Source organism: Chlamydia crocodili (assembly GCF_018343815.1).
In the GTDB taxonomy this organism is placed as follows: domain Bacteria; phylum Chlamydiota; class Chlamydiia; order Chlamydiales; family Chlamydiaceae; genus Chlamydia; species Chlamydia crocodili.
On the sequence record NZ_CP060791.1, the window covers coordinates 448770 to 461375 of the forward strand.

Below are 12606 nucleotides of genomic sequence, written 5' to 3' on the forward strand. Positions count from 1 at the left end.
CCATAAAGATAGAGAATGAAAAAAAGAATTTAAGCAGCAAGCAGTGTATCTACTTCCACAATATGCTGATGATTCAAAGGTAATTTCTGGCGTAAATTACGCATAATTTGTGAGCGACGCTTTTTTTGCTGCAGAGAAACATCTTGAGCTGATAGAAATGCTTGTATTTCATAAGCAGCGTCAAAATTTCCTGTGCGAGCTTCACACGCACTCAATAGTTCTAAAGTTTCTGAAGAATGGTTTAGTTTGAGAGCTTTCTTTGCATACTCTAAACCAGTCTCTGCTGCCACTACTGACGCGTATCCAACTCCTGAAAGCCAAGCTAACGCTTTACATGCTGTAGGACAATCAGGGAATTTCTGGATTACTTTGAGATATATCTTTTCAGCATCAGAATATTTCTTTAAACAACATAAGCTAAATCCATAACCTAAACCACATTGCCAATCTTCAGCATATGTGCCGCATTGAAATGCTAAATTCCAGCAATATTCGGCTAAAGGATAGTCATTTTGATCCATAGCTGCCAAAGCTGCATGTTTCATTAACAAAGCATCCCCTCGAGACCACAAATCGCTACTTTGATAAATAAGTAACGCTTTTTTCGATTTCCCTTGTTTTTGTTCACACAAACCGATGTTAAATAAAGACTCTTCTCTATAATTAGGTTCAGATAACAATTTACGGAATAGCTTTCCCGCCTCAACATAATTACCGCAAATACGAGAAGAATGAGCTAAATTATAGGTAACTTTCAAAGGACATGAGCCTAAAGCATATGCGCGGTTATAAAACTCTATAGCATCTTGATATCGCTTCGAGGTGAAATAAATATCTCCCACGGTAATGTAGGTTTCTTGATGGGAGAGGGGAGAAATCCAAGGCTCAATAATACTACAAGCAGCATCCAAATGCCCTAAATTCACCAAAGCAGACGCATACTTTGCAGCATCCTGTTCTTCGAATATATCATTTGAAATTCGGGAAAAAGCTTGGCAAGATTCTTTATATGCCCCATGACGATAAGCTTTATAAGCAATTTCTAGCAAAAATTGAGGACCACGTAAATTCAATTTTCGTGCCTCGGCCAATAGTTTTTCTACCTCATCAAAACGATTCATACCTCGAAGAATACGCATATAATCAAATAGGCACTGACGACGATAGCAACGTTTTTTTAAAATAGGCAAGAGCTTCTGTTCAGCAACCGACCATTCTTTCAGTTCCATGCTCAGATGAACTTCTCGAATAACCTGCGCCGCATAGCGACGGAAACGGGAAATGTGACAATAGACTTTAAACACTAAAGCTATTGTCAAACTTGCAACTAAAGCCCACAGGATCACTAGCCACATAATTCGCCAATTTTCACTTTTCTCTCTCCTTGCAATACCAAAAAAAACCTTTAAAGTCTTTAAAATTATTCTCTCAACGACCGTCCTAAAGATTGCCCCATAAGGCAACGTGTCTCTAATCCCATCCGTGAGTTCTTTAATAAGTCCGCATCAAACTGAACAACTCCCGGTTCAAACAATACAATAACAGTGGATCCTCCAATTTCAAAAAAACCCTTCTCATCACCCCTAGAATACTTTTCTCCAGGTATATAGGTTTGAATAATAGAGCCGACATTCAATGCCCCGACTTCCAAATAAAGCACATCGCCGAATGCCTCTGTTTTAAGCTCTGTTAGTGTACGTTTGTTTTCACAAAAAATATTAAAATTATCTTTCAATGCCATCGGGTGCACAGAAAATAAATAACCATTGATGTTGCGGGTTGGTCCAGCCAAACAATCGACAGGGAAATGAAAACGGTGATAATCGAAAAGAGCTAACCGAGCAAAGACCACACTACCAGATGCGTATTTCTCAACAAGCTTGGGGTCACCTAAAAGTTTCGAAAGAGAGAATCGTTTCGATTTAACAACAAATTCTCCAAATTCAGACACGTTTGGATAAATAAGATACGCCCCATCAACGGGTGTCACGCAAATATTATTCCCCTGAGCAATAGGTCGTGCTTCCGGACGCAGCTCTCTAGTAAAAAAATCATTGAAAGAAGTAAATTCTGAAAGAGATTTTTTGAATTCTTTTGCGCAGATATGATTTCTCTTTATAAATCCCGGAATCTTTTTACGTGTCCAAGAACGTTTTTGAATCCAACCATAAAGACGCGACAAAAATGGAGACCTTGACAATAGCGTGGATACCCATTTTCCTAATCTGGAAGTATATAGAAACGTCATAGTCTTTTCATAACACACGGATTCTGTTACTCTTTGATTAGTTAACCGATCAATATACTGCAGTTTCTTCACTTGTCCTCGATCTGGAGATCAAAACAGGCGACTATAAAAAGTTATTAAAAATATTCCAAACTAATTAAATAGAAATCGTTAAAAAACCTACATACATCTTTAATCGCGAACCTGATATCCTAGCTTCTCAAGTTAGTTCCATTTTCATCCGTTTTTCATGATTAAAAATGATACTATTGCTGCTATAGCCACACCTCCAGGAGAGGGAAGCATTGCTATTGTTCGTATATCAGGCCCCGAAGCTATTCCAATCACAGATAAAATATTCTCAGGATCTGTACCGTCCTTTTCCTCACATACTGCTCATTTAGGAACAATAAGTCGTAACGACCAGCAAATTGATCAGGTGCTTTTATTAATTATGCGAGCTCCACGTTCATTTACTGGAGAAGATGTCATTGAACTGCAATGTCATGGTGGTTATTTTTCTTGTTCCCAAATCCTGGAAGCTTTGGTATCTGAAGGAGCTCGACCTGCACTTCCTGGAGAATTTTCTCAACGAGCTTTTCTAAATGGGAAAATAGATCTTATCCAAGCAGAAGCAATTCAAAATATTATCGCAGCTGATAATTTGGACGCTTTTCACATTGCTCAGAATCATTTTCAAGGACATTTTTCCAAAAAAGTTCAGTTTATTTCTTCTTTGATTATCGAATCTTTGGCTTTTATTGAGGTTCTCGCAGATTTTCCAGAGGAAGAGCAGCCCGATATGGATGTTCCTGAAAGTCGGTTAAGCGAAGCTATCCTAATTATTGAGGATCTTATCTCAAGTTTCGATGAGGGCCAACGACTCGCCCAAGGCACAAGTATTGTTCTTGCAGGACATCCTAATGCAGGAAAATCTTCTCTTCTTAATACGCTAACAAATAAAAATCGCGCTATTGTTACTGATATTCCTGGAACTACAAGGGATATATTAGAAGAAAATTGGATATTGCAAGGGAAACGTATTCGTCTTATAGATTCTGCAGGACAACGAGAAACAGATAATCCTGTTGAGCAAGAAGGTATAGAACGCGCTATTTCTGCTATGGAACAATCTGAAGGGATACTCTGGGTTATGGATGTTACACAACCCCAACCTGATCTCCCAGAAATTTTATTTCAAAAACCTACTCTCCTTCTTTGGAATAAATCTGATCTCGCATCACCTCCTCAAATTGACACGTCGCTGCCCCAACTAGCTGTTTCCGCAAAGACAGGAGAGGGGATTTTCGAACTCAAACAATTTATCCAAAAATGGATGCAACAACAACAGTTGGGAAAGAATGCAAAAGTCTTTCTTGTTTCTTCTCGACATCATACAATATTACAACAGATGCGCTCGTACTTGCTCTCAGCCAAAGAAGGATTACAGACTCAACTTCTCCCAGAACTTGTTGCCCTGGAGCTCAGGCAAGCCCTACAGGCTACTGGGAACCTTTCAGGATCTGAAATTAACGAGACAATATTGGGAGAAATTTTTAGTAGGTTTTGTATTGGAAAATAAAACACATATTAAAAATTTTATTATTTCAACTTTGAACGAATTCTTTCCCAACCCAAAAGCATCTTTAACGGGATGGGAAACTCCGTTTCAATTACTTGTTGCTATTTTGCTTTCAGGAAATTCTACCGATAAGGCTGTGAATTCTGTGACACCGAAGTTATTTGCCTCAGCTCCTGACGCGCAAGCATTATCACAACTTCCCTTAGAAAATTTATATTTAATTATTTCGCCTTGCGGTCTTGGCAAGAGAAAAGCCGAATACCTACATAATCTATCAAAGATCTTGCTGGAAAAATATCGTGGTGAACCTCCAGCTTCTTTAGAATTGTTAATCAAACTACCTGGGGTAGGAAGAAAAACTGCTTCGGTCTTTCTAGGAATTATTTATGATATGCCAACGTTTCCAGTAGATACACATATTTTGAGACTATCTCAACGTTGGGGAATTTCTAATAAACGTAGTCCTTCAGCAGCAGAAAAAGACCTTGTTCTTTTCTTTGGCGATATGAATTCTCCAAAGCTTCACTTACAACTTATCTATTATGCTAGAAATTACTGCCCCGCTCTCCATCACGATGTAAATAAATGCAGAATATGTTGGTACTTAAGCAATTCCCATAAAAAGCATTCTAAACCCCTTAAGAAATAAAGGCTTCTGCTGATTGACACAGAAACGGTTCCACATAAAGCTTTCTCTCTGTATATATCGAGAATGAAATTTACTTTGCTTTCTAACGGAGAAATCTTTTAGACTGGGCAACTACTTACTACTTCGATATCGCAATTTTTTAATATAATGAATAAAAACGCTTCTAATAGGGTTAGTTCTAAAAAAGAGCTCTCTGTTTGGTCGATCGGGGGATCTATTTTTGCTATGTTCTTTGGAGCGGGTAATATAGTATTTCCTTTAGCCTTGGGTTATCATTACCACTCACATCCCTGGTTCGCCTGCTTTGGAATGATGCTTACCGCTGTTTGTGTTCCCCTATTAGGTTTGTTTAGTATGCTATTATATTCTGGAGATTATAAAAATTTTTTTTCCTCTATTGGAAAAATCCCTGGAATGGTTTTCATTATAGCAATTTTATGCTTAATAGGTCCTTTTGGGGGGATTCCTAGAGCAATTGCTGTATCATATTCAACTTTAGCATCTTTATCAGATTCAAAAACAACATTACTGCCTAATCTTCCTATCTTCAGTTTGATTTGTTGCGTTTTGATTTATCTATTTGCATGCAAACTTAGTAAACTTATCCAATGGCTGGGGTCTGTATTTTTCCCAATTATGTTGATCACCCTAATTTGGATAATCTTCAAAGGGTTAACTATTCCTGCAAACCCAAGTTTCTTGGAATCTGCGAATCCCCAACAAGCTTGGTTAGCTGGAATTACAGAAGGCTTCAATACTATGGACCTTCTTGCAGCCTTCTTCTTCTGCTCCATTGTATTAATTTCTATACGACAAATGATAGCAAATGGAGATGCTGATGACGAAACACCTTTAAACTTTCAAAAAATCAATAAAAAAGACAAACGCACTTTAGGTTTAGCTTTTGCTTTAGCTGCTGCTCTTCTTGGATTAATTTATTTAGGATTTGCCCTATGTGCTTCTCGACACGCAGGTTTACTAACTCATGTAAGTAAGGGACAAATTCTAGGAAGAATTTCTGCTATTGCTCTTGGGCCAAATAGTTTATTGACTGGTGTATGTGTGTTTGTTGCTTGCTTGACAACAGAGATCGCTTTAGTTGGGATTGTTGCTGACTTTTTAGCCCGCATCATCTCATCAAAAAGAATGACGTATTCTAATGCAGTAATTTTCACTCTGATACCCTCATATCTAATTTCTATTTTAAACTTCGAAAATATCAGTCTCCTTCTATTGCCCCTACTACAGCTAAGTTACCCTGCATTAATCGCTTTGACTTGCGGAAGTATTGCTTATAAGTTGTGGAATTTCCGACACGTCCAAGCTTTGTTTTATTTAACCCTCTCTCTTACAATCGTTCTACGATTGGTAAGTTGAGATAACGCTTATATTTGCTAACTAGCATAACGTTATGGTTTTAAACGCTTTAGCTGGCTTTCGTCAAACAGCGATGGATTATCTCGCTACGAATCGCCAAAACATTGCTTTAGATTTTTCTGGGGATTGTTATAGCATCCGTATCCCTGATGAAGATTCTCCTGATGGGAATTGGGTCAGCACACTAAAATTTAGTGATATTGACAATCTAATTTTTGCTTCTTGTAGCTGTCCTGATGGGGATTGTTGCGTTCATTTAATGACTGCATTTTTCTCAGCTTACGATACTGACGGGTGGCTGCCTCTACATCATAAATTTGACATATCTTTTTGGTATGCCTTGTTTTGGAAGTTGTTTGTAGAGGAATCACAATTACATGCTGATGGTGATAGACACTATTCTATAATATCTTCTCATGCAACATTAGAGATTTCTGTGTTGTCACCGGAAGCTTTTACAGAATGGTTGCCTATCATTCATCAAACTCCAGAACCTAAAACTTATACTGAAAAAACTTTTCCACAGTCTATGCTTTATCGCATAGCCAAACGCTTTTTCTTTTTTTCTGAAGCAGGTGCTCGCCTAGATCTTATTGAAAATAGCCAAGGATTTCCTACACATTTTGCGATGCAATGGCAAGGGATCTCTTTGAAAGGAGAAATTTTAGATTTTGCAACTTTAGAAGATCTATTCCCAAAGATTAATTTCTCTCAAACATCTCTTTCAGGAAATTATAGTGATTTTTCTGTAACAGCAGTACGCGTTGCCCCTGAAAAATCTAAAATATACTTCACTATCGCAGCTATCGCACAAGACCATAAAAATCAGCCTGTAACTGAAATTGGTTCTATTGGTTATATATCTGGCTCCCAACAAGTTATCCTTCCTTCGAAAGAAACCTTCGTTTCTATTTATGTAATATCCTTACTTCCTGAAACTCTGAAAAAACAAATATTATCCTTACTGCATTATGATTCTGAAGAACGTCTAATCCGTTACTCTATCTATTTTTTAAGAGATTCTTCTATTTCTTTTTCAGCTTATCTAGACACTCCTGGAGATTTAGAGAACGGAAAATTAATTTATCCCGACTTTTGTTATATTCCTGAGAAAGGATTATTTACAGTAACAGGACTACTCTCTCCTCAAATCTCATTTATTGTTAAAGCAGATCAAGTTGAGGCATTTTTAGATAATGAGGGTTCATTAATTCGCGAACCAGGATTTGAAGTATTTTCAGATCGTGTTCCTGAGGGACAGTTAACGTATAATATTACACAACAAGGTGTTTTACTATTCCATTACAATACTGGTGATCCCGCAGCTATAGATATTCATTATGGTCCTTGGACATATTATTCTGGGCAAGGATTCTTCCTACAAAGAAAAGTCGACCTAGAAATTCAGGATGGTTTGATTGTAGAAGCTGATCAAATTCCTAGTTTCATTATGAAACATGAAGTCGTTTTAAGAACGATCCCTAATTTCTTTGCTCCTACACCACTTCTGAAGAATCTTTTCTTTGAAGTACATAAAGAAACTAAGGGTTCGGGATTGTATTTAAAACCTATATTTCAAGGTTTAGAAGAAGAAAATTGCCGACTATTTGGCGTATTTCTTTATCGAGAAAATCTTGGATTTAACCTGCTCCCCACCCCCTTACAATCATTATGCTCTCTGCCCAAGAAAATTCCTCCTGAGCAAGTTCCAGAATTTATAAATCAAAATTTCCATAATGATAAGCTTGTTTTTGTAGATCCCCAGCTTTGCCCTCCGGAAACATTCGAGCTTGTCATATTATCTATAACACGTCCCCATCCCTCATCACCTTTACATCTACATTTAGAACTTAAAACAAACATTGGTTCCATACCATTGGGAGTTGTGTTACAAGCATTGAAAAACAAAAAAGCCTTTGCTTTTACTAAAGCTGGATTTTTAAGTTTCCAGCACTGCCTATTCCAATTCTTAAAACAATTTATCTCTGCCCAAAAATGTTTGATTTCTGAAAATACTGTAATTGCTACAGTTACTGATATTTTTAAACTAGATGCTTTAGCACCACTGTCTACTCATGAAAAAGTTAATGCAAGTGCATCCGATCTAACGTTTTTCTCTCAGCTTAAAGCAGCTTGTTTGCCACCTATCCCACAAAATCTATTTTCTACAGACCATAAACTACGCCCGTATCAAAATAGCGGTTTGTTATGGTTATGGTTCTTGTATAACCATCGTTTGTCTGGACTACTTTGTGATGAGATGGGGTTAGGGAAAACTCACCAAGCCACCGCATTATTAGATATTGTTTTCCAATCTGCAGAACCCACAGAACGACCTAAGTTCCTTGTTGTTTGTCCAACCAGCGTATTACCCCATTGGGAACACACATTAGCAACACATCTGCCTACAATAAGTATTTTTGCCTTTCATGGTCCTAATAAACCAGAGCACCTTCCTCCTGCTGACGTAATTATTACTTCATATGGAACCCTAAGACAAAATTACGCTAAATTTTACAAGATTTCATTCACGGTAACGGTATTTGATGAAATCCATATGGCAAAAAATAAAAATAGCCAAATTCATAAAATTCTCTGTCGACTAGATTCTCAAATGAAATTGGGATTAACAGGAACCCCTATAGAAAATAACCTTCTTGAATTCAAAGGCCTTTTAGATATTATTCTCCCTAATTATCTCCCGTCAGACGCTTTATTTAAGAAGCTATTTACAAAGAAAAATACTGCGGAAATAGATGACGAGATTATTCCATCACAAGATCTATTACTCAAATTAACTCGACCTTTCATCTTAAGAAGAACAAAAAAACTCGTTCTTCCAGAACTTCCTGAAAAAGTAGAGTCGATAATTCCTTGTACCTTATCTCCAGAACAGAAAAAACTCTATCTATCTACATTAAAAAGAGAAAAAGCGCAGATTCAACAACTGGAATCTCCAGAAGAACAGACAGTCAACTATCTCCATGTATTTGCCTTATTGAATCATCTGAAACAAATCTGTAACCATCCAGCGATCTTCTTTAAAAATCCCGATAAATACCGAGAACACGAATCTGGAAAATGGGAAGCCTTTGTTCGACTTCTTCATGAGTCATTGTCCTCAGGATATAAGGTTGTTGTCTTTTCACAATACATTCATATGATTCGTATTATTATGTTATATCTCGAAGAGATTGGCGTAAAATATGCCTCTATTCAAGGAAAATCCTTAAATAGAAAAGAAGAGATAGAATATTTTACTACAGATCCTGAATGTCGTGTATTCGTAGGTTCATTACTTGCTGCGGGGACAGGAATTAACCTTACTGCTGGTAACGTCGTAATTATGTACGATCGCTGGTGGAATCCCGCTAAAGAAAATCAAGCTTTAGATCGTGTTCATAGAATAGGGCAAAAAAATACTGTATTTATCTACAAACTCATGACAGAGGACACGTTAGAAGAACGTATCCACTACCTTATTGAAAAGAAAATCCGTTTATTGGATAAGGTTATCTCTACCCAAGATTCTAATATTCTCCATATGTTAAATAGAGAAGACTTGATTACGATTCTATCATATAAAGATGAACGTAATGGAGTGGACGACACAACAAATAGTATTCCCGACGATACGGAAGAGTCTCTTCTTTAAATAGAAGAAGTTAGAGAATATCTTATTCCGAAAGCTTGAAGTAGCCGCGATAAGCAAACACAGCACCAATAATACCGTAAAGGTAGGCTCGGTTTTTAGGCCATGTCAACGTCAATCCAGCATCTGTAGCAAATAAGAGAATAATCAAAGCAAAAGCTAAAAATCCTGCGCCTAAAAATAAAGCAACAAGTGGCCAGTGCTGTAACCAATTCCAATTAGCTTCAGACTGTTCTGTAGATTTTTGGAAAGTATTTTGATCACTAAGAACAGCTTCCCAATCTTCTGAAGAAACAGCAAAAAGATCTTCAGATTCTCCCTTTGTAGAGCCTTCTGGGAAAGAAATATGACATGAAGAGAATCCTCCCGAAGCTACCGGAGGATCTTGAAGGAATGCACTGCAATAGGGGCATTGAGGCATATGCATAGATACGCTACCTTCACACTTCCAACATGTGCGCTGCATCTCTGCTTCTTTAGCAAATGGCATGGCAACCTACCTTCCCTAAATTAGGATTTATATAAAGAAACAGAAAGTTTCTTATATGTCGATTTGTACACACTACGACTAATTACAGTACATAACTTAAATTATAATTTCTATTGGGAAAAAATCAATGCTGAAAATTAATCTTTAGATCTAGAATAAGCAAAAAGCTCTTCATGAAATAATATTACGACCTAGCGTCCTAAAAAAGATCTTCTTAAGAACTTTTGAATTTCGAACTTATGAGAATTGGGAACAAAATATGAGTACAGATTTTGACTGTGTTGTTATTGGTGCTGGACCTGGGGGTTATGTTGCAGCGATTACTGCAGCACAACAAGGACTAAAGACTGCACTCATCGAAGAACAACAAGCTGGAGGCACATGTTTAAATCGTGGCTGTATTCCCTCTAAAGCTCTATTAGTAGGCGCGGGTATTGTTTCCCAAATTAAACATGCCAAGCAATTCGGGATAAATATTGATGGTTACTCTGTAGACTACCCTGCAATGGTCCAAAGAAAAAATACTGTCATTAACGGCATACGTCAGGGATTAGAAGGGCTCATACGCAGTAATAAAATTACTGTCTTGAATGGCCGAGGATCTTTAATTTCATCTACTGAGCTAAGAGTTAAAGGTCAAGATACCACTGTTCTCAAAGCTAAACACATTATCATAGCTACAGGGTCAGAATCACGTCCTTTCCCAGGAGTTCCTTTCTCTCCCCGCGTCTTATGCTCAACGGGCATTTTAAACCTCACAGAACTGCCTAAAAAGCTCGCTATTATCGGCGGTGGTGTTATTGGTTGTGAATTCGCTTCGCTATTCAATACTTTAGGAGTAGAAATCACCATTATAGAAGTTGCTGATCAAATTCTTTCCGTAAACAATGCTGATATTTCCAGAACTATGTTCGATAAGTTTTCACGCCAAGGAATTCGCGTGCTTACTAAAGCATCCATTGGACATTTAGAAGATCTTGGAGACAGAGTAAAAATCACTGTGAATGGTCAGGAAGAAGAATACGACTATGTTTTAGTCGCCATCGGACGTCAATTTAACACTACGGACATTGGATTAGACAATGCTGGAGTGATTCGCGATGAACGTGGTATTATTCCTGTAGATGAAACTATGAGAACTAACGTTACGAATATCTCTGCTATTGGAGATATCACAGGAAAATGGTTGCTTGCTCATGTTGCTTCCCACCAGGGAATTGTTGCAGGTAGAAATGCTGCAGGTCATAACGAAGTTATGGATTATTCAGCAGTACCCGCAGTAATTTTTACCTTCCCAGAAGTTGCTATGGTAGGTCTTTCTTTAGAAGCTGCTCAACAACAAAGTATTCCTGCGAAACTCACTAAGTTTCCTTTTAAAGCTATTGGTAAAGCTGTAGCTATGGCTGAAGCTGATGGGTTTGCAGCTATTATTAGTCACGAAACTACACAACAGATTCTCGGTGCTTATGTGGTGGGCCCTCATGCAGCATCATTAATTGCAGAAATGACATTGGCAGTGCGTAATGAGTTAACTCTACCTTGTATCTATGAAACTATACATGCTCATCCGACCCTTGCTGAAGTTTGGGCAGAAAGTGCTCTATTAGCGACAAACCATCCTCTACACTTACCTCCTCCAAAATTATGAATGAAGTTCCCGATGAAACACAAAAACCTCAACAAGGTAAACGTTTCGCCGAGCGTCTTCCTAAATGGCTAAGGCAAGTTTTACCTAAAGGTTCAGTCTTTGCCCATACGGATGCAACTATAAAACGTACGGGAATGGCTACAGTATGTGAAGAGGCCTTATGCCCTAACCGCACACGCTGTTGGTCAAGAAAGACAGCAACGTACCTAGCTTTAGGAGATGCGTGCACTAGACGCTGTGGTTTCTGTAATATTGACTTCACGAAAAAACCCATACCTCCTGATCCTGAAGAACCTCAAAAAATTGCAGAATCAGCAAAAATTCTTCAGCTTAAACACATTGTTTTAACTATGGTAGCTCGCGATGATCTAGAGGACGGTGGTGCGAGTTGCTTAGTTCGTATTATTGACACCCTTCATCAGGAGCTTCCAGAATCTACTGTCGAAATGCTAGCTTCAGATTTTCAAGGAAATGTTGATGCTTTACACACATTGTTAGATTCAGGATTAACTATTTATAATCATAATGTAGAAACCGTGGAACGGTTAACACCCGTAGTACGGCATAAAGCAACATATCGCAGATCTTTATTTATGTTAGAGCAGGCAGCTCTGTATCTCCCCGATCTTAAAATCAAATCAGGAATTATGGTAGGACTTGGAGAGCAAGAAAGTGAAGTAAAACAAACATTAAAGGATCTTGCAAATCACGGAGTCAAAATCGTCACCATAGGACAATATCTGCGTCCTTCTAGATTACATATACCAGTAAAAAGCTATATCACCCCTGAAACTTTTGATTACTACCGTACAATGGGAGAGTCTTTAGGACTCTTTGTTTATGCAGGACCTTTTGTTCGCTCTAGTTTCAATGCTGATATCGTTTTAAATGACCTCGAAAATAAACAATCTGAAGTAGCAAAAATTCCAAACTAATCTACATTTTCGTGCTCATCTTTTTAAAAGCAGCTTTGTTTATAAA

The 12606-nt window shown here is 37.8% G+C and carries 9 protein-coding genes; 6 read left to right on the forward strand and 3 right to left on the reverse strand.

Going from position 1 to position 12606, the window contains the following annotated elements; genetic code table 11:
- Positions 1-29: 29 nt before the first annotated feature.
- Together H9Q19_RS01945 and H9Q19_RS01950 are read right to left on the reverse strand one after the other, a co-directional pair.
- A complete protein-coding gene (locus H9Q19_RS01945; RefSeq protein WP_213241743.1) occupies positions 30-1355 on the reverse strand; it encodes a tetratricopeptide repeat protein in 1326 nt (441 codons plus the stop codon).
- Positions 1356-1420: 65 nt separating this feature from the next.
- Positions 1421-2320, reverse strand: coding sequence for a phosphatidylserine decarboxylase (locus H9Q19_RS01950; RefSeq protein ID WP_213241745.1), 900 nt, complete (start codon positions 2318-2320; stop codon positions 1421-1423).
- Positions 2321-2477: 157 nt separating this feature from the next.
- On the opposite strand from H9Q19_RS01950, the gene mnmE reads away from it, so the two are divergent.
- The 4 genes from mnmE to H9Q19_RS01970 all read left to right on the forward strand — a co-directional run bounded on the left by mnmE (position 2478) and on the right by H9Q19_RS01970 (position 9490).
- On the forward strand, positions 2478-3809 hold the full coding sequence (gene mnmE / locus H9Q19_RS01955) for a tRNA uridine-5-carboxymethylaminomethyl(34) synthesis GTPase MnmE (protein ID WP_213241747.1): 1332 nt from the start codon (positions 2478-2480) through the stop codon (positions 3807-3809).
- Entirely contained in the window at positions 3799-4458 is a 660-nt protein-coding gene (locus H9Q19_RS01960; protein WP_213241749.1) for an endonuclease III domain-containing protein, read from the forward strand. The genes mnmE and H9Q19_RS01960 overlap by 11 nt, the downstream gene beginning before the upstream one ends.
- Positions 4459-4605: 147 nt before the next feature.
- Positions 4606-5835, forward strand: a complete 1230-nt coding sequence (gene brnQ / locus H9Q19_RS01965) for a branched-chain amino acid transport system II carrier protein (protein WP_213241750.1) — start codon at positions 4606-4608, stop codon at positions 5833-5835.
- Between the two features lie 34 nt (positions 5836-5869).
- The gene (locus H9Q19_RS01970; protein WP_213241752.1) at positions 5870-9490 is read left to right on the forward strand and encodes a DEAD/DEAH box helicase; all 3621 of its coding nucleotides are present in this window, start codon (positions 5870-5872) and stop codon (positions 9488-9490) included.
- 22 nt (positions 9491-9512) lie between these two features.
- Here H9Q19_RS01970 and H9Q19_RS01975 read toward each other — a convergent pair whose 3' ends face one another.
- On the reverse strand, positions 9513-9977 hold the full coding sequence (locus tag H9Q19_RS01975) for a phage holin family protein (protein WP_213241754.1): 465 nt from the start codon (positions 9975-9977) through the stop codon (positions 9513-9515).
- 259 nt (positions 9978-10236) lie between these two features.
- Between H9Q19_RS01975 and lpdA the strand changes: the two genes are divergently transcribed.
- Together lpdA and lipA are read left to right on the forward strand one after the other, a co-directional pair.
- Positions 10237-11625 (forward strand): dihydrolipoyl dehydrogenase, encoded by a 1389-nt coding sequence (lpdA, locus tag H9Q19_RS01980; RefSeq protein ID WP_213241756.1) that lies wholly within the window; start codon positions 10237-10239, stop codon positions 11623-11625.
- Positions 11622-12560, forward strand: coding sequence for a lipoyl synthase (gene lipA, locus H9Q19_RS01985; protein WP_213241758.1), 939 nt, complete (start codon positions 11622-11624; stop codon positions 12558-12560). Before lpdA ends, lipA begins: the two co-directional genes overlap by 4 nt.
- Positions 12561-12606: the final 46 nt, after the last annotated feature.

What these genes read in the sequence shown, in the direction of transcription:
- H9Q19_RS01945 (WP_213241743.1), bottom strand. Translation starts at nt 1,355, where the DNA reads ATGTGGCTAGTGATCCTGTGGGCTTTAGTTGCAAGTTTGACAATAGCT.
- mnmE (WP_213241747.1), top strand. Translation starts at nt 2,478, where the DNA reads ATGATTAAAAATGATACTATTGCTGCTATAGCCACACCTCCAGGAGAG.
- brnQ (WP_213241750.1), top strand. Translation starts at nt 4,606, where the DNA reads ATGAATAAAAACGCTTCTAATAGGGTTAGTTCTAAAAAAGAGCTCTCT.
- H9Q19_RS01970 (WP_213241752.1), top strand. Translation starts at nt 5,870, where the DNA reads ATGGTTTTAAACGCTTTAGCTGGCTTTCGTCAAACAGCGATGGATTAT.
- H9Q19_RS01975 (WP_213241754.1), bottom strand. Translation starts at nt 9,977, where the DNA reads ATGCCATTTGCTAAAGAAGCAGAGATGCAGCGCACATGTTGGAAGTGT.
- lpdA (WP_213241756.1), top strand. Translation starts at nt 10,237, where the DNA reads ATGAGTACAGATTTTGACTGTGTTGTTATTGGTGCTGGACCTGGGGGT.
- lipA (WP_213241758.1), top strand. Translation starts at nt 11,622, where the DNA reads ATGAATGAAGTTCCCGATGAAACACAAAAACCTCAACAAGGTAAACGT.